Annotated in this window: 16 protein-coding genes and 1 pseudogene; 9 read left to right on the top strand and 8 right to left on the bottom strand. The window is 69.5% G+C overall.

All coding sequences use genetic code 11. The features are described 5' to 3' along the window. Window positions 1–168: 168 nt before the first annotated feature. Window positions 169–3,513, top strand: coding sequence for a hypothetical protein (locus tag ABZ208_RS02220; RefSeq protein ID WP_356907658.1), 3,345 nt, complete (start codon window positions 169–171; stop codon window positions 3,511–3,513). Window positions 3,514–3,572: 59 nt separating this feature from the next. Here the strand turns inward: ABZ208_RS02220 and ABZ208_RS02215 are convergent, their stop codons facing one another. From ABZ208_RS02215 to ABZ208_RS02195, 5 genes are all read right to left on the bottom strand, one after another. Further along, a complete protein-coding gene (locus ABZ208_RS02215) occupies window positions 3,573–3,836 on the bottom strand; it encodes a hypothetical protein (RefSeq protein WP_356907657.1) in 264 nt (87 codons plus the stop codon). After that, on the bottom strand, window positions 3,833–4,042 hold the full coding sequence (locus tag ABZ208_RS02210) for a hypothetical protein (RefSeq protein WP_356907656.1): 210 nt from the start codon (window positions 4,040–4,042) through the stop codon (window positions 3,833–3,835). The genes ABZ208_RS02215 and ABZ208_RS02210 overlap by 4 nt, the downstream gene beginning before the upstream one ends. Before the next feature lie 94 nt (window positions 4,043–4,136). Further along, window positions 4,137–5,411 carry a DUF6545 domain-containing protein gene (locus tag ABZ208_RS02205; RefSeq protein ID WP_356907655.1) on the bottom strand — a complete coding sequence of 425 codons (1,275 nt, stop codon included), beginning with the start codon at window positions 5,409–5,411 and terminating at the stop codon, window positions 4,137–4,139. 13 nt (window positions 5,412–5,424) lie between these two features. Beyond that, window positions 5,425–6,000, bottom strand: coding sequence for a toxin-antitoxin system, toxin component (locus ABZ208_RS02200; RefSeq protein ID WP_356907654.1), 576 nt, complete (start codon window positions 5,998–6,000; stop codon window positions 5,425–5,427). Window positions 6,001–6,050: 50 nt separating this feature from the next. Then, window positions 6,051–6,788 carry a hypothetical protein gene (locus ABZ208_RS02195; RefSeq protein WP_356907653.1) on the bottom strand — a complete coding sequence of 246 codons (738 nt, stop codon included), beginning with the start codon at window positions 6,786–6,788 and terminating at the stop codon, window positions 6,051–6,053. Window positions 6,789–7,245: 457 nt separating this feature from the next. Between ABZ208_RS02195 and ABZ208_RS02190 the strand changes: the two genes are divergently transcribed. Next, entirely contained in the window at window positions 7,246–8,166 is a 921-nt protein-coding gene (locus ABZ208_RS02190; RefSeq protein ID WP_356907652.1) for a peptidoglycan-binding domain-containing protein, read from the top strand. A 101-nt stretch (window positions 8,167–8,267) separates the two neighbouring features. Here the strand turns inward: ABZ208_RS02190 and ABZ208_RS02185 are convergent, their stop codons facing one another. Next, complete coding sequence (locus tag ABZ208_RS02185; RefSeq protein ID WP_356907651.1) at window positions 8,268–10,985, bottom strand: ABC transporter substrate-binding protein; 2,718 nt, start codon at window positions 10,983–10,985, stop codon at window positions 8,268–8,270. Window positions 10,986–11,348: 363 nt separating this feature from the next. On the opposite strand from ABZ208_RS02185, the pseudogene ABZ208_RS02180 reads away from it, so the two are divergent. From ABZ208_RS02180 to ABZ208_RS02165, 4 genes and pseudogenes are all read left to right on the top strand, one after another. Next, window positions 11,349–11,657: pseudogene (locus tag ABZ208_RS02180) on the top strand (glutathione-dependent formaldehyde dehydrogenase); the annotation flags it as partial. A gap of 124 nt (window positions 11,658–11,781) precedes the next feature. Further along, entirely contained in the window at window positions 11,782–12,468 is a 687-nt protein-coding gene (locus ABZ208_RS02175) for a HemK2/MTQ2 family protein methyltransferase (protein ID WP_356907650.1), read from the top strand. A gap of 16 nt (window positions 12,469–12,484) precedes the next feature. Then, window positions 12,485–12,655, top strand: coding sequence for a CDGSH iron-sulfur domain-containing protein (locus tag ABZ208_RS02170; protein ID WP_356907649.1), 171 nt, complete (start codon window positions 12,485–12,487; stop codon window positions 12,653–12,655). Beyond that, window positions 12,652–13,749 carry an iron-containing redox enzyme family protein gene (locus ABZ208_RS02165; protein WP_356907648.1) on the top strand — a complete coding sequence of 366 codons (1,098 nt, stop codon included), beginning with the start codon at window positions 12,652–12,654 and terminating at the stop codon, window positions 13,747–13,749. The genes ABZ208_RS02170 and ABZ208_RS02165 overlap by 4 nt, the downstream gene beginning before the upstream one ends. Before the next feature lie 162 nt (window positions 13,750–13,911). Here the strand turns inward: ABZ208_RS02165 and ABZ208_RS02160 are convergent, their stop codons facing one another. Together ABZ208_RS02160 and ABZ208_RS02155 are read right to left on the bottom strand one after the other, a co-directional pair. Then, entirely contained in the window at window positions 13,912–14,847 is a 936-nt protein-coding gene (locus ABZ208_RS02160) for an SRPBCC family protein (protein ID WP_356907647.1), read from the bottom strand. Between the two features lie 2 nt (window positions 14,848–14,849). After that, complete coding sequence (locus ABZ208_RS02155) at window positions 14,850–15,815, bottom strand: histone H1-like repetitive region-containing protein (RefSeq protein ID WP_356907646.1); 966 nt, start codon at window positions 15,813–15,815, stop codon at window positions 14,850–14,852. Between the two features lie 157 nt (window positions 15,816–15,972). Here ABZ208_RS02155 and ABZ208_RS02150 point away from each other — a divergent pair, with 157 nt between their 5' ends. From ABZ208_RS02150 to ABZ208_RS02140, 3 genes are read left to right on the top strand one after another with little or no spacing between them, the layout of a single operon-like run. Beyond that, window positions 15,973–16,266 carry a gas vesicle protein gene (locus ABZ208_RS02150; protein ID WP_328405373.1) on the top strand — a complete coding sequence of 98 codons (294 nt, stop codon included), beginning with the start codon at window positions 15,973–15,975 and terminating at the stop codon, window positions 16,264–16,266. Between the two features lie 24 nt (window positions 16,267–16,290). Continuing rightward, window positions 16,291–16,770, top strand: coding sequence for a gas vesicle structural protein GvpA (locus ABZ208_RS02145; RefSeq protein WP_356907645.1), 480 nt, complete (start codon window positions 16,291–16,293; stop codon window positions 16,768–16,770). Between the two features lie 3 nt (window positions 16,771–16,773). Next, window positions 16,774–17,487, top strand: coding sequence for a GvpL/GvpF family gas vesicle protein (locus ABZ208_RS02140; protein WP_356907644.1), 714 nt, complete (start codon window positions 16,774–16,776; stop codon window positions 17,485–17,487). The last annotated feature ends 10 nt before the right edge of the window (window positions 17,488–17,497 follow it).

Genomic DNA, 17,497 nt, shown 5'->3' with positions numbered 1-17,497 from the left:
CATCTACCGTCTGGCCAAAGCAGCGTGTCCCGGGTAGGTTCATGCTGCGCGCCTCTCGGACCTCGCAATGCGTTCCATGGTCCGGCGATTGAAACGCGACTCATACCTTGCCGCCATGAACCCGCCGCACTTTTGCAGCGTGCCATGCGCCGATAGCGAAGGACCGTTTTGGACACCATTTATTGGAGTAGGCGGCGCATTCTCGGCGCCATTGCGGCCACCGCGGCCGTCGTCACGACTTCCAGCCTCGTTCTCAACCCCACGGCAGCCTGGGCCGAGACCGAGCCTCCGGAAGCCGACCCGTTCGGGCTGCCGGACACCGACCGCGCCAAGGTCGTCAAGGCATGGGTGCTGGGCGGTACGGCCGTTCGCGCCGCCGCCGCTGTCGCGCTGGCCGGCTCCGACGCCGACGTGCAGAACTTCCTGGCCGTCAGACTCGCCTCGGAGACCGCGGTGGACAACCGCGCCGCGCTCCTGGGCAGCCTCACGAAGGCCGGCAAGGGGACCCGTCGTGAAGTCACCGCCGCGCTCAACGGCGGTGACTCCGCCGTCTCCGCCTTCCTCAAGGGCGGCTTCAAGGCCGCCCTCGCGGAGGACCTGCGCGTGGCCGCCACGATGGTGATCGCCACGGGTGGCAAGGCCGTGATCAAGGCGGGCAACGCCGCCCTCAACGACGGCTCGCAGGCCGCGCTGGAGAAGTTCCTCACCGCGGACCGGTTCACGGCCCGTCTGGAGGACATGCGCGTCGAGGCCGCCAAGCTATTGATGCTGGCGGGCCCGGAGGTGCAGAAGTACGCCAACAGGGCCCTGTCGGGCACGGAGGCCGAGGTCGAATGGTTCCTCGACACCGGCCAGCACATCGCCCGCGCCCGCGATCAGGAGCGGTCCAAGATCGAGGAGCTCGTCGCCGTCGCCACGCGCGAGGGCAAGGCGGCCGAATTGAAGACGAAGCAGGCCGAAGAGGCCTGCGCCCGGGCCGTGGAAGCAGCCGCCAAGGCCAAGGAGGCCGCGCAAACCGCGGAGGCCGAGGCACGTCTGGCGGAGAACGACGTCGTGAGGGCCGCACAGGCGGCCCGCAAGGCGGCCGAGGCCGCGAAGGGAGCGTCCGACGCGGCCCGGATGGCGACCAACGCCGCCAACGCCGCCATTCAGGCTTCCCGTCGCGCCGCGAACGCCGCGATGGCCGCGAGCCAGGCGGCAGCCGCCGCGGGTACCGCCGCCTCACGGGCGTTCAGGTCGTCCATCGACGCCTCCGCGAACCTGGACAAGTCTGCCCAGGCCAAGGCAGACGCCGGAGAGTGCCGGAGGATCGCCCGACTGGCCAGGGCCACGGCGGATCAGGCCATGCTGGCCGCCGACACCGCGGACCTGGCCGCGAAGGAGGGTTTCAAAGCCGCCGGTGCAGCACGCGACGCCGCCGGTGTGGCGGAGGCTGCCTGGCGCTCCGCGGAGAGCTCGGCCGGTGTGGCTGATGCGGAGGCCGCGGAGGCCAGGCGTCAGGCACAGATCGCCAGCGCCAACGCCACGATCGCCACCAACGCCGCCGGCACCGCGCAGGCCCTCGCGAACGCAGCCGCGACCGCGGCGCGCAACGCCCGGAACGCCGCCTACAGTGCGGCCGCCCACGCGGAGAAGGCCGCGGACGCCGCCGAGTGGGCCGTCACGTACGCCGGGCAGGCCGTGGACCACGCGAACAAGTCCACCGAGTTCGCCAACGAGGCCACCAAGGCCGCCGACATGGCCACGGAAGCGGTCGTCCAGGCTCTCAAGGTGGAGAAGGACGCGCGTGAGGCCGAGCAGCAGCGGCTGGACCACGAGACCCGGCGGGGGATGGAGGAAATGCGCCTGTTCGCCCAGGTCGAAGCCCGCGAGAGGGCGGAGACCGAGGCGAAGCGCAGCCAGGCCGAGCAGACCTCACAGGCGACGAAGGACCTGATCGCGCAGGCCGAGTCGGCGCTGCGGGGCGGGAACCTGGCCGGGGCCGCCGCCGCGGGCCGCAAGGCGGCCCTCGCCGTCATGGACTCCTACGGCATCTGGTCCCGGGAGGCCGCGCAGTTCGCCCTGGCCGGTGCGGACGCCGACGTCCACGTCTGGATCGACAGCGACCGGCAGATCGCACAGCGCCAGGACGACCGGGAGACCGTCGTCCACCTCGCCCACACCTCCTCCTCGAAGGTCGGCTTCGCCGCGACCGCGGCGCTGCGGAGCACCGATCCCGACGCTGCGGCGGCGTTCCTGCGCACCGGTGGCATCCAGGCAGCGGCCATGGACAACCGCGTCCTCGTCACACAGTTGCTGGCCGACAAGCCCGGCCGTGCGGTGGCCGAGGCGGCCAACGCCGCGCTGAACGCCGGAACGGCCGAGGCGCTGTACCAGTTCGTCTTCGTCACGTTCGAGAAGGCCCAGCGGGAGGACGATGCGGTGGCCGCCGCGGCCCTCCTCCAGACCGCGGGACCCTACACCAAGGCCCATGCCCAGGCAGTCCTCGAGGGCCCCTCGTGGATGCGCCGGACGTTCATCGCCACCGTCCAGTACGAGACCGCGCAGCTCGACCACGACTTCGCCACCCACGTCGCGGCCATGCAGGGTGCCATCGCCGCGGCCGCGAAGATCGCCGACAAGGCGCAGGAGGACGCCGCCCGCGCCCAGGAGGCCGCTGCCACGGCCCGCAAGGCGGGCGAGGAAGCGCAGATGTGGGCGGGGAAGGCGCTGGAGGCGGCCACTCGGGCCGCCACCTCCGCTCAGAAGGCGGACGCCTACGCGAACCAGGCCGAAGAGTCCGCCCGCAACGCCCAGGCCTCGGCCGACAAGGCGAAGCAGCAGGCGGCCGCTGCGCGCACCGCCGCCCGCTCGGCGAACTACTCCGCCAACCGGGCACTGGAATCCGCCCGCAGTGCGCGTGCATCCGCCGACCGGGCCAAGGAGTCGGCGACCAAGGCCCGCGCCTCAGCGATCCTGGCGGGCAGGAACTCGACAGACGCGGCCACCGCGGCCAGTGAGGCTCGCCTGGAGGCCAACCAGAAGCGGGACCTGGAGAACACGGCAGCGGCCGAGCTGGCCGCGAACAAGATGGCGTCGCACGAAATCGCCAAGACGAACCCGGCCGACACCGCCGAGAACGACACCAGCCTGTTCAACCCGTCGAAGAAGGACTGGCAGGACTGGTCCCACACCTCGCACGAGTGGGCCTTCTGGACCGGTACGGCCGCTGCCTATGTCGGTGTCGCCAGTGCGCTGACCGGCAACAGGTTTGTGGGGTACGCGGCCCTCGGCCTGAGCAGTGTCACCGTCGGCCTCGACGTCTGGAGCGCGTTCTGCGCGTACAAGGGCTACGGATGGGAGAGCGAGGAGTTCGAGTCGGCCGCCGGGCTCGCGCTCTTCAGTATCTTCACCCTCGGAGTGGGAAGTCGTCTCAAGGCGGTCAACTCCGCGATCTCCCACAGGACCGTCGAGCTTACGAACTCCGCGTTCGACGCGTGGGGGGCGATCATGAACCGGATGACCGCGCACTGAGCGGTGGCGTACTGAGACCCCTGAGGAGCCGAGCCCGAAGCAGAGATGCCGCCGGCTCCTCAGGGCGTCGCCACCGGAGTGTTCTCGTCCGTGCCTCGGGCGCGTCCGCGCCGGTACGCCCTCCGCGTGCGCCGGCCGCCACGGCCGGGTGCCGCCGTCAGGGCCCGGGAGATCGACACCGCCGTGAACATGGCGGCGAGTGCGGCGGCCACGGACTCGCGCTCCGGCGCCCCGCTGTCCTTCGCCCGCCGGTAGGCCGGCTCGCGTACCTCGTCCGTGCAGTAGACACACAGTTCGAGCATCCAGTCGTGAATCGTGGTCATCCGGTGCGCAGGACCTGTTCGGGTCTGGTGTACCAAGGCGGGGGAAGCACCGTCGCGTTCCTGGGGGTGGGCCCGGGCCGGTGGACCAGACGCCACAGGGGCCGCAGGGCGGCGATGCCGAGCAGCGGGTTCCCCACCCGGTCGATCGCCCCGGTCCGTAGGCCGGTACGAGCCCCGACACCGATCATCAGCCCGCTGACCGACATGAAGGGCGCGCCAGGCTGTCGTTCAGCGCGTCCCAGTCGCGGCCAGCCCAGCGGGCATTCTGACGAGGTGGCGGCCTGACCAACAGACCGCCACCTAGGCGGCCTCCGTGTCGGCAGCCCCGTCCGGCGACTGCCCGGAGGGGTGCCGGTCCGGACTCGGGGAAGCCGCTCCGGCAGGAGCCCCGTGAGGCATGACGGCCAGGGCCGGAAGAGCCCGGGAGATGCCGACCAGAAGGTCGCGGTACTCGGCTTCGGCGGCCCGCAGCGCCCGAACCGCCACCACGCCCTGTTCCTTGTCGGGGGGCATCGCGAGGGCGCGAGCGTCCACCGCGGCCGTGAACATGGCAGCTAGGCCGAAGGCGACACTCTCGGCCTCCGTCCTGCCGCCCTCGCGGGCCCGGGCGTAGGCGTCCGCCCGTACCTCCTCCGAGCAGTACGCCCCCAGCTCCAGCATCCGGTCGTGGATGTCGGTCATCCGGTCCGTGAGGCGCCGGCCCGGGCCGGCGTTCCAGGGAGTGGAGAGCCGCACCGGGCCCCGGGGACCACCGTCGCGACATATGGTCCGCCGCAGGGGGCCCAGGGCACGCAGGGTCCACAGAGGCCCGAACAGCCGGGTGATCCAGGGTCCGACGATGGGGATGAGGAAGCCGACGGCGACGAGGAGGGTGCCGAGGCAGGCGAACGACACGGCCGCCCGGTTGAGCGGTTTCCAGTCACGGCCGCTCCAGGCGGCCACGACCGCGGCCAGTTCGGCCATACCGTAGGTGACGTTGGTCAGGAAACCGACGGCCAGGACGGTGAGCCCGATACGCAGCAATCCTCCGGCCGGTGTCCTCCGCTCGGGGCGCTCCCTGCGGATGTCGCGCGCCCATTTCCAGCACGCGGCGGCCGCCGCGGTCGCGGCGGCGGTGACGGCGAGCATGCAGAGCAGCACCATCTCGCGGATGAAGGGGGTGTCGGCGTAGTAGGTCTCGAAGTCACGCCGCCGTTCGACCGGTGCCTCGCCCAGTACGAAACAGCCGATGAGCAGGATGGTCACGACACCATGGCCCCAGAGCCAACACCTGACCCGGCGGCGTGTGTGGGGCAGGACCTGCGCGTCCTCGCGCCAGTTCTCCATGAGCACCCGGCAGGCACACGAGTGGGCGGAGAGGATGCAGTAGACGAGCACGATCGAGAAGTTGCTGACGCCGGTCGTTTCGTTGACGAGCGTGATCGTGGGGGGTGCTGAGAAGAAGAACGCCGCAGCCTGCAAGAAGATCACGGCGTTGACGCTGCGGACCACGGGACTGCGCCAGCGCCTCACCAACGAGGGAAGTTTGACGACCAGCACGATGCTGAGCGCGGCGGCCGGGATGTAGAGATTCACGCTTTCTCGCTCGTCATCCTCTGAGCGACGCCCAGATGCGGCCGGCCACTCCGCCGAAGGGTGTCGTGCTACGCCTGCCCTCCAGGCAGGGCCTGACCCGGTCGGCGAGCATCCGGCCGAACCTCTCCGCACGCCGCTCCTCTTCGAGGTCCGGCTCCGTACGGGCGGCGACGTAGGCGACCGCGTCGGCAAGACTCCAGCGTTCCCCCAGCATGCGGGCCGCGGCCATCGCACCGGCCGCGCTGCCATGACCGCAATGCCCCTCCTTGAGGTGCCACAGTTCGTGCCCCAGGATCACGACCTGGTGCAGTGGCGAGGTGTTCGCCTCGATGGCGATCAGATCGTAGTCGCCCATGTCCAACCACAGGCCCGTCACCGTGTCCAGCGGGAACTCCTCGAGCATCAGGCGCACTTCGCGCCCGCTGCTCCGTGCCGCACACGCGCAGATCGCCTTCAGCAGCTCCTCCGGCTGCTCGGGAACCGGCTGCGGCATCCCCATGAACAGCGCGTCGCGATACCGCTTCATCTCGCGCGAGACCCCCACCCGTGCCACCCGTCCCTCGTGCCGGATGCACAGCCCCCCATGCATCGTTCCTTGCGCGTTACCCCTGGTGAGCCGTGGTGTCCACGCCGCCGCGGTCAATCGACGTCATTGTGCACCACCGCCGTCTCGAGGGCGGCCCGGGCCTCCCGGGCGCGCTCCTCCCGGGACCGCCGCGCCACTGATTCGATCAGGGCGATCAGGGGCTGAGCGGTGTCGTCCGGTACGTCGGCCAGGGCCCGGGTGGCGTACCCGACAACGCCGAGCGAGGGATCCAACTCGCCCGCCGGCCCCGCCGTTCGCAGGCGCCGCAGGTCCTGGTCCTGCCGCTCCACGGTCCGCTCCAGCAGGTCCTTGTGGATCTGCTGCAGGACTCGGTCCAGCGCCTCGGCGGGCTCTGCGACCAGGAACTCTATCTTCTCCCCGAAGAATCCCGCGATCCCGGCGGCGTGGTCGAGGTTCGGAGCGCGGCCCGTCTTGATCATCTTGTCGAGCCACTGCGCGCTCGTTCCCGCGCCGGCCGCGATCTCCGCCAGGGAGTACGCCCGCCTGCTGCCGTCCGCGGCCGCGCGCAGCCGCGTCGCGCGCAGGAACAGGATCCGCTCGACCACGCGCCGGTGGCGCGCCTCGACCACGTCCACACCCGGGCCGGGCCCACCGAGCCGCTCGCCACGCAGCAACTCCCGTACCTCCTGCGCCGCCACCCCCGAGGCATACGAGAGCCCGCCCTCGCCCTCCACCCGCAGCACGTCCCCGCGATTCAATCCCATGCGGTCCAGCAGCGAGTCGATACGACGCACCGTTCCCACGAGGTCCCGAGCCGGCCCATCACTCACGCGAACTCCAACGGTTGTCGAACGAGGCCGTGCAAGGCTAACAACCACCGTTGATCCGTCATCACCGATCCCCCGATCGCCCGATCACGCCGGCTCCGGGCTCGCCCGGCCGGTGCCGGCCGTTCGGTGGCCGGGCACCCCTCCGGGCGTCCGGCAGCCGGGCCGGGTCAGGTGCGGCTCGCAGACAACCACGGCAACCCCTATCCGGAGGCAGCGTCATCTCCTGTACGGCGACGCCGAGATGTGCGCCACATCGCCGAAGCCGAATGAGAGCGGCTCACTCGCGCCGCGTATCGCTTCATGACAAACCAACCCGTGCGGCTTCGGCCGCCCCGGGATCCCCCTGCCTCCGGAGATCACATACCGCTTGATTCTGGTGCTTATCTGTTCACGACAAGACATCCTCCACCTCTCCGGGACCGGACATCTGGTGGATGTCGGTTGAGGAGGACTGCCGGTGATAGTCGACGACACCGAACCTGAGCGAACTGTCGGTTCAGGACCTGACACCGAGCACTCGATCACGAACTCCTTCCAGCGGGTGCTGGATGCGCTGGACGCCGCACGCGCCGAGCTCCGCCGGACGGACCCCCACCTGTACGGGGCCCACGAGGAGCGAGGCCGGGCCGATAGCCCGCCGCCCGCCCCGTCGTCCGTGGTGGTGGAGCCGCTGTGGGCTCGCGGCGCCAACCTGAGGGACGCCCGGCCCGCCGTGGTGGGCGAGCCGCTGTGGGCAGGGAGCGCACCCCCGGCGGACGACGCTTTTCCCGGCACCGCCCCGCTCCCTGGATTCCTGGAGGAGGACACGGACCACCGGAACCCCCCGCAGCCGGAGGAGCCCTGGTGGGGCGCGGCCCGCCGGGACACGGTCTCTTCGGGCACCGCTGGGTCGCACACCGCCCGGTGGCCGGACGAGACCCCGGAGATGGCACCGCCCGCCGCCCGCTGGCGTGTGAGGATCACGGGCCGTGTGCTGCCGCGACTCCCCGTCAAACGGGTGCGTGTCGCCGGGGCGTTCGGGGTGGGCGCGGCGAGCGGTCTCATCGTCGCCTCTTCGCTCCTGGCCAACGGGGGCACCATGGCCCCGGTCCCGTCCGCGCCCTCCGCGCAGCCCGAGTGGCCGCTGCCCGACGATGCTGCCGCGACGTCCCCCGAGGGCGCGCTGAAGCAGGGGGACAACGGGCAGGAGGTGTCCGACCTGCAGAAGCGTCTGCTCCAGGTCCCCAACATCTACGACGACGGTGAGACCGACGGGTACTACGACATCGAAGTCCAGGCGGCTGTGGCCAGGTTCCAGGAGTGGTACGGCATCCGTGGCGACGAAACCGGCGTCTACGGCGACAGCACCCGACGCGACCTGATGTCGCGCACCCAGTAGCAGGACGGCGGCCGGTGGCGGCCCCTCATGGGCGGCCCCGGCCACCCTGCACCGGCTGCTGAACCGGGGAGTTGTCGCCACACACGCGGCAGCCCTCGTGCTCATGGACAGGAGTGTGCCTCCCCGGCCGTGCCCCAGGTGTCCGGATCGTTCAGGCCGGGCGGCTTGTCGGGCAGCAGCCCGCACGCCATCCAGGTGGTCACGCTCCTGTCGACGTGCGACTCGAGAATGTAGACGGCCTTGTTCGGCGGGTACTTGTGCCGGGTGTCGAGTGAGAGGAGTCCGGACGCGCCCGAGAAGTTCTGGACCCCCGGATTCGACAGTCGTGCGTACACGTCCGTCGGCTGGAAGCGGGCATCGGTGTTTTCCGCGGTCTTGTACTGGGCGTACACCGAGTTGATCACTTCGGAGGCCACACGGAGTGCATCGTAGGCTCCGGCCGCGTTGCCCTCCGGTACGACCCTGTCCTTGAACACTTCCCGGAAGCGGGAGGTGAACTCCGAGTACGGGCTGTCGGGGGTCTCCTTGCCGTTGGAGTTGTTGAACATCACGTAGTACGGCTTCAGTACGGAGTGCTTCTTCAGCATCTCCGCCGGATCCTGAAGGTACTTGGCGGCTGTGCTCTCGGAGAGGACGGCGACCTGTTTGCCGTCCGACTTCCGGCAGTCCGCGGCGCCTTGCAGCGCGTCGAACAGTTCCGGCATCTCGCCCGAGCGTCCCGCGTAGACGATGAAGCCGCCCGTGGTGCGGACCTCGGTGCAGACGTTCCTGGCAACTTCCGAGGCGATCTGCCCGTTCCGGTTCTCGTAGTAGGGAACGGTGACCACCTTCCCGCCCTTGTACTTCTCCGAGAACTTCGCCCCCAGATCAGCGCTGAAGAACGCGTCGTCCGGGTCGTAGACCAGGACCGCCGCCCTGCCGCCGTCCACGTTCGTCGTCAGCTCGCCGATCTGCTCGGAATGCCTGGAGAACTCGGCCATGATCTCGGCGATGCGCTCGTTCGACGGAGAGACCTGAAAGTAGTAGGAGGGGGACCTTTCATCGACCATCTTGCTGCCCGTGACGGAGTTCCCGATGACGGGGATGCTCGCCGCGGAGAGTTCCTGCACCGCCGCGAACGACGAGGGCCGGCTCTGCGTGATCCCGATGACTGCGGCGATCCTGTCCCGGTCCTTCCGGTCGATGATCTCCTGCGCGACATCGGGGCCCGGTGAGCTCTGCGAGCCGTACGCGAAGTACTTGCCGGAGTTGGCGATCAGAAGGCGAATCTGAACTATGTCCCCCTCTCGCCCGTTCACCTCTTTCTGCGCGGCCAGGGCACCCCGAAGGCTCTGGATGCTGACCGGAGTGGAATCGCCGGGCTCCGCGGTCAGCGGCGCGAAGAACACCACGGTGCGGTAAGGCCGTTTGCTGTTCACGGCCGTCTCGTTCTGCTCCGCGGCGATGCTCTCCAGCTCCAGCAGTTCGTCGTCCCGGCCGGCGACTCCCAGATGGCATTCCCGCCCGTCGGTGATGCCCACGATCTCCCCCGTGCTCACGGGATGGCACGACGGCGCCCGCTCGCCGTCCCCCACGTAGAAAGCCGTCGCACCGGCGACGAGAGCCAGCGCCATGAGCGGAGCCCCCACGGCCCGTACGTAGTCGCTCCGACCGTTCGCGCGCACGGAGACCTTCGGATTCGTCTCCAGCCACCGTTCCGCCGGGCCGTCGTCATCGCCGGCGGACAGAGGGACGAGGTGGACGGCGGAGGCGGAACTGCGGGCATACAGCGCATGCACCTTGTCGGCGACGCCCGTGACGCTCCGGGGATCGGCCGCAACAGCCTGGGCGTACGAGGGAGGGTGCTCACCGGCGAGCGCGCCGAGCACCATCAGCGGAGCCGGCCGCTCGGTGCGGACGATGTCCGCGTACGTGTCGAGGAGCCGGCGCACGGGCGTGCCCTCCTCACCCACGGCCGGCAGGAGCAGCACGAAGGGCCACTGCCGTCGGGCCCGGTAGACCCACAGTCCGGACGGCCGGGCTGCCCTCGACAGGTCGTTCAGCAGGGCCATGAGCAGCATGCGCTGGATCAGAGCGTGATTGCCCCGGGAGGTGCCGGACCTGGTGATCGCCAGTGCCATCCGGAGGAAGTTCGGTCCCTTGGGGCGTCGGGAGCCGACCCAGCGCGCGGTGCGGCGTCTGCTGAGCCACAGGCCGTAGAACCGCCGGGGCAGTCCGACGACGAGCAGTTGGAACAGCGAGAGCCAGATGGTCGCGAGGAAGCTGGTGCCACTGGCGCCGGCCAGCCGCGCCAGCGTCCCCAGGAGAGGCCGGCGGCCGAGGAGTTGGAGGTAGAGCTCGTCCCGCAGGCGCCGTCGCTTGCCGGCGGCCGAACCGGCGCCCACGGATATGTCCAGAACCGCACGGCAGGTGTGGAAGCGGGGAAGCCTGAGCTCGCCTGCATCGTGCGGCATGGAGTTCTCGAACTGGTCGACGATGCTGTCGAGGAGGGCGACATGCGGTTCGGCCGCGGCGCCCGGATCCTCGCCGGGCGCGGGGGCGGGGGCGGGCGGAGTTGAATCGCCGTCTTCGATCAGCGCGTGCGGGACGAGGTCGGTCGTGCGGTCGAGGTCCTGCTCGAAGAGGCGCTCCCGGTAGCCCACGATGATCGATCGCACGGTGGAACCGGCCGCTGCACCGGCCGCTGCGGTTGCGCCGGAGGCACCACCGTCACGGCGCAGCAGCACCACCGGTAACCGACGGCTCCCCTTCCGGTTTCCGGCGAAGGCGTCGAACTGCTCGATCAGGTACTCGATCCCCTGGGGAAGCGGCCGCTGCACACGTACTCCTTCAAGGCTCAGGGCGGCCGGGGCCGCTGCCTGCCCGTCCTCCGGATTGGCCCGCAGCGCTGCGGGACGGGCGAAAACGGTGATCGTGATCGCCTGTCCCGCAGCGGCGGATCCAGCCAAACTAGCGGTGATCGAGTGGTCGCCGTGGGTGAACGACCGGGTTGCCCGGGAGCCGCTGGGCGCGCGAACGGCCCGCACGCCGTGAAGGCATCGGGACCGAATCCGGTACGGCACCGGGCACTCCTCGACGGGATCACACGACCATCGCCCGTCCCGGCAGCGAACGGAGTCCCGACGCGGCGCCCAGGACTCGTGGCGTCCGGCGGGTGGTTGCGGAGGCACTGGTACGAGCCCGACCCCGTGTCCGCGCTGCATCTGGCCATCGAGCCGGTTCGACGGGGCGGGACCGTCTCCCTGTCGGGTGCGTACGAAGGCATGGCCGACCCGATGCTCACCATGTTCGACAAGCAGATTCAGCTGCGGATGGGGCAGGCCGACGTACGCCGATGGGTGGACGATCTCCTGCCACTGGTGAGCGACGGCGACCCGTTGGGGGTGGAGGGCTTCACCACGCACCGGCTGCCGCTGGAGCAGGCGCCGGAGGCGTACGAGATGGTCCAGAAGAAGCAGGACGGCGCGGTGAAGATGCTGTTCACGCCCTGAGTGTGTGCACGGACGCGATCGATGACGCATATCCGCATACCGGCATGGACCGGATCAGAACGGGCACCCGCCGATCACGGCCCGCGTGAGTGGGCCCGGCTTCCGAGCTGAGGAAATCGGCACCATGACGTACACGTCGCAGGCCCCACGAGCACCCTGGCAGGTCGGACCGGCCGGCGAGGTCTACATCCCGCAGGCCGACACGCATCTTCTCGCCGAGGCGCTTGAGGAGGCAGCGCCCTGCACCGGAAGGGACGTCCTCGATCTGTGCACCGGTACCGGCGTGCTCGCCCTGGCCGCCGCGCGTCGTGGCGCGCGGGTGAGTGCCGTCGACAGTTCACCGGAGGCCGTGGCGACAGCCAGGGCCAACTCCGGCCTCGACGGTCTCCCGGTGCAGGTGTTGCGGGGCGATCTGTTCACGCCGGTGAAGGACCGTCGATTCGATCTGATTGTGAGCAATCCGCCCTACGTCCCCGCGCCTGATCGCCGTCCGCCGGACCGGGGACGCGCCCAGGCCTGGGACGCGGGGCCCGACGGGCGTGCCGTGCTTGACCCGATCTGCGCACAGGCGCCGCACATGCTGCGGCCGGGCGGCGCGCTGCTGATCGTGCAGTCCGCGCTGTGCGGAACGGCGCGGACGCTCACGCAGCTGCGGCGCCGGGGCCTCGACGCCGCGATCGTCCGGCGGCGGCAGGTGCCGTTCGGACCGGTGCTGCGCTCCCGCGCCGACTGGCTCGAGACGCGCGGCCTCATCTCCCCCGGCGAGTCGATGGAAGAGCTGGTGATCATCCGTGCCGAACGTACCCGGTGAGTGTCCGCCCCGACGCATGGTCCTGACCGATGACGGACCGATGCTCGTCGACGGTCCCGTGGAGCTCACCCTCGACGACGGCACCACCGTGAGGTCTGACCGCTTCGTCGTGGCCATCTGCACGTGCCGGCGCAGCCGCACCTACCCGTGGTGCGACACCAGCCACCGCCGCAGGAGCAGGGCATGAACCTTCCCACGCCCGCCCCTCGGGCTACGACCACCACGGCCACGGCAGCAGGCGCCGTCCTTCCGCAGGCACGAGGTGAGGTGTCGAGTGACCTGCTGGCCGCCCTGCGCGGCACGGTCGGCACGCACCTGCCGGACCCCGCGGCCGCCTCGCGCGCGGCGCCGTTCTCGGAGGATCTCCAACTGGTCCTCTACATCTGCTACGAACTGCACTACCAAGGCTTTGCCGGCGTCGACGCGGCATGGGAGTGGGATCCGGAACTTCTGCGTCTGCGCGGCGCGATGGAGCGCCGCTTCCTGGCAGGGCTGCGCGAGGGAACAGCGGGACATCCGGATCTGGAGGCCGCCCTCGACCACATGGTCGTCGAACCCGTCGACGGAACAGGCATCACCCACTTCCTCGCCGACGAGGGCACGCTGTGGCAGCTGCGGGAGTACGCGGCTCAGCGCTCCCTGTACCACCTCAAGGAGGCCGACCCGCACGCCTGGGTCATCCCCCGGCTGCGAGGCAGGGCCAAGGCCGCGTTCGCTGCCGTCGAGTTCGACGAGTTCGGCGCCGGGCACCCCGAGCGCATCCATGCGCAGCTCTTCGCCGATCTCATGCACGACCTCGGCCTGGACACGACCTACGGGCGGTATCTGGACGCTGCCGGACCGGAGATGCTGGCCACGGTCAACATGATGTCGCTGTTCGGCCTCCACCGGGCGCTACGAGGCGCCCTGGTCGGGCACTTCGCAGCGGTGGAGACGACGTCCTCGCCCGCGTCGCGACGACTGGCCGGGGCGATGCGCCGGACCGGCGCAGGGCCCGCAGCGGAACACTTCTACGCCGAGCACGTCACGGCCGACGCCGTGCACGAACAGGTGGTGCGCCGGGACGTCATCGGCGGACTGCTCGCGGAAGAGCCCTCGCTCGCATCGGACATGGCCTTCGGCCTGGCAGCGACGGCCATGCTCGACGACCGGTTCGGGCACCGGCTGACGTCCATGTGGCGCGAGGGGCGCACGAGCCTGCGCGTACCGCTCGACATTTCCCTCCCGCGCCGAGTACCACCGCGGGACGAACGCCGCCCCGGGGACGGGAACCTGACGTGACAAGGGGGCACCGTCGAGGACCGGCATGAGCACCGGGATCCCGTCGCGCGCCACCCCCGTCCGATGACGTGCGGCAACTGGACCAGCCTCGACCGGACCGGGGCGGCGTTCCGCTGCCATGAAGCGGTTTTGCCGCAGCGAGACCCCTCGTGAACAGCCGCGTCATTTCGCGTCTTCGTACTCGTCCTCGTACTCGTCTTCGTACTCCTCCTCGTCGCCTTCCTCGTCGCCCTCCTCCTCGTCCCGCGCTTCCTCGTCCGGGGGCTCTTCGTCCTCGGCTTCCTCGTCGTATTCGGCTTCTTCTTCCTCAAGTGCCTCCTCGTGACTGCGGACCACTTCACCGTCACGGATTTCGCCGCGCCATCCCTCGACTTCCTCGTCGGCGAACGAGACGTGCCGCTGGAAGTGCTTGAAGTCCAGCCGCAGGCGCCGTCCTTGAGCGCGCCAGAGATTGCCGGTCTTCTCGAAGAATCCGGAGGGGTAGTACTCGACGACGAGCACGATGCGTGTGAGATCGGGCGTCACCTCATGGAAGCTGACACAACCGCGCGTGGTGCCTTTCGCCCCCTCGGACGTCCAGATGATGCGCTCGTCCGGCACCTGTTCCTGGACCGTGGCCTTCCAGCCTCGTGTCGAGGGTCCGACCTTGAGCTTCCAGTCGCTGGTGGTCTCGTCGTTCTTGGACACACTGCGGACACCCTTGGTGAAGGTGCTGAACTCCTCGTACTGGGTCCAGTGGTCGTAGGCGGTACGGCGCGGGACGCCGACGTCTATGACTTCGACGATGTTCATCGACTTGCCGCCGCCGGATTTGCGGCCCCCGCCACCACCGCCGAGGGCGTCCTTCGCCTTGCCCAGCACGCTGTCCTTGATGCCCTTGGCCTTCCCGCCGATGATCTTCTTAAGGATCCCACCGCCGGGCAGCGGTCCACCGCCGTCCGCGGCGTCGAGCAACTGGTCCGTGAGATCGCCCAGTCGGTCGCCCGCTTTGTCCGCGAGGTGTTCGACCTGGGCGCCGAGGTAGTCGACGAACTCGTCGCGCAGCATTTCCAGGCCCGAGGCCTCGCCATTGCCGGAGTCACGATCTGTCTTGGCCATGACTACCTCCGCCGTGCGGACGTCTTCTTGGCGGACGTCTTCTTCGCGGACGACTTCCGCGCGGGCGTCCTGCTCGCCGTCGTCTTCTTGGCAGCCGTCTTCTTGGCGGGAGCCTTCTTCGCCGTGCTCTTCCTGGCGACGGTCCGCCTGCCGGCGGTCTTCTTGGCCGGAGCCTTCTTCGCTGCCGCCTTCTTCGCCGGAGCCTTCTTCGCTGCCGCCTTCTTCGCCGGAGCCTTCTTCGCTGCCGCCTTCTTCGCCGGAGCCCTCTTCGCCGCGCTCTTCCTGGCCGGGGGCGCAGCCTTCTTCGCAGGCTTCTTCGCGGACTTCTTGGCCGCGGTCTTCCGCGGAGCGGGCCTTGCGGTCTTCCTGGCGGCCGGCCGTCGGCGACGCGGAGGTTCCTCCTCCTCTTCTTCCTCTTCTTCCTCTTCTTCCTCTTCTTCCTCTTCCTCAGGCTCCTCTTCCGCCTTCGGCGCCTCTTCCTCCTCCTCAGGCTCTTCCTCCTCTTCCTCCTCGGGCTCCTCCTCTTCCGCCTTCGGCGCCTCTTCCTCCTCCTCGGGCTCTTCCTCCTCAGGCTCCTCTTCCTCCTCGGGCTCCTCCTCTTCCTCCTCCTCCGGCTCTTCCTCTTCCTCCTCCTCGGGCTCTTCCTCCTCGCGTTTCTCACCGAGGCGGAGCGTGCGATCGTGGAGCGAGTCGGCCAGATCGGCGAGACGGCGATCAGCCGTGGCCGCAAGAGCCCTGCGTCCCGCGTCCATCAGCTCGCCCCGTATCTGCTCGTTCAACTCGGCAACTTGCGGGACGTCCTTGAGCTTTCGCAGGCCCTCCGCGGCCAGTTGCTGCGGGTCGAGCCCGAATCGGCGTCCTGCGACATAGGTCGCGATGGCGAAGGCCAGCTTCCCCTTCTTTGTCCGTCCCAGCACGTATCCGCCCGCGACAGCAGCCGCGAGAGCGATCTTGGTGGTGTCGTTCATGAACTGATCCCTCCGGCAAGGGCGATTGAAAGAACGAAGGTGATCCCGACCCCGCAAGGGACAAGCTGCCCACGCCGCCGCGGCATATGTCCCGATATGATGCAATTGTAGTTTTGTGTATGGAATGACGCGCCCGCTCCGCCCACCGGAGAACAAGATGGCCCCAGAAGAACCCGCCAAGCGGCGGTCCAAGGGCAAGGCCGCGGCCGCCATGCGATCCGCGGCTGAGCAGCTCTCGGCGCTGCTGGGACGGGCTCCGGAGTCGGTTTCGGCCCTCAAGCCGACGGACGACGGATGGGAGGCCGACGTGGAGGTCCTGGAGCTGGAGCGCATCCCCGACACCACCAGCGTGATGGCCAGCTACCGCGTGACACTGGACAAGGAGGGCGACCTTGTGGCGTACGAACGCATACGTCGCTACACCCGCGGACAGATCGACCGGCGGTCCTGAGAGGGACCGGTGAAGGGAGGCACCATGACCGTGGTGCCGCAAGGTGGGAGCAGCGTTGCCAGAGGCGGCAGCACTGGCACCCTCTACGACGTTCTGGAACTGATTCTTGATCGCGGGCTCGTCATCGACGTCTTCATCCGCGTCTCACTGGTCGGGATCGAGATTCTGAAGATCGATGCCCGCATCGTCGTGGCCAGCGTCGACACGTACCTGCGCTTCGCCGAAGCGTGCAATCGCCTCGATCTCGAGTCCGGGAGCAAGCAGCCGGCGCAGCTGACGGACATCGTCGGGGACACGATCGAAAGCGGCGCGCGTGGAAAGTCCAAGGGCGCCCTGAGCGGCGCTGTGGAAGCCGTGACGGACTCCCTGAAGGGCGGCGGCCGGGAGGACGAGGGAGAGGACGAGGAGGACGAGGAGAGCAGGGAGAAGGAACCGGTGGAGAGGCGACGGAGGCCGACCCGGCGGACCTCCTCCCGGCGCGCGAGGGAACGCGAGGAGGAGTGAGCCATGGCCGTATACGTCTACTCGATCGCCGAGGAGTCGCACCCGCTCCGTCTCGACGACGTCACCGGCGTCGGCGAACCGCCCTCCGAACTTCGTACCGTCACGGCCGGTGCACTGTGTGCAGTGGTCAGTGACGCGCCGGACGACCTGCGTCCCAAACGCCGCGATCTCAACGCCCACCAGCAGGTCCAGGACCGCCTGATGAAGGACGGCACGGTTCTGCCCCTCAGATTCGGCCTCACGGCACCGGACGACGACGCCGTCCGCGCCGCGCTCGAAGAGCGTGGCGCCGAGTACGCGGACAGGCTGCGGGCGCTGAAGGGGTGCGCGGAGTACCACCTGAAGGTGATGCAGGACGAGGAGGCACTTCTGCGCCAGATCCTCGAGGCGTCGAGTGAGGCCAGGCAGCTCAATGACGAGATCCGCCGCGGCACCGCCGGGCCGGACGCACCGCTTGCCCTGGGTGAGTTGGTCGCCCAGGAGGTGCAGGCCCGCCAGGAGGCACTGGCCGCAGGGGTGGTCGAGGCACTGCGGCCGTTCTCCCGGGAGGAGGACTCCTCCCAGCCGACCGGAAGCGACTTCCTCAGCGTGTCCTTCCTGGTGCCGGACGATCAGGAAGAGCTCTTCCTCGCCACGGAGTTGAGCCTGGCCAACCAGATGGGCGACGAGTTCCAGTTCCGGCTGAACGGACCTCTTCCCCCGTACAGCTTCGTCTGAAGGACATCCG

The organism is Streptomyces sp. NPDC006208, from assembly GCF_040613775.1.
Taxonomy (GTDB): domain Bacteria; phylum Actinomycetota; class Actinomycetes; order Streptomycetales; family Streptomycetaceae; genus Streptomyces.
Note: the sequence above shows the minus strand (reverse complement) of the source record. Positions and strands in the feature narration are given on the sequence as shown.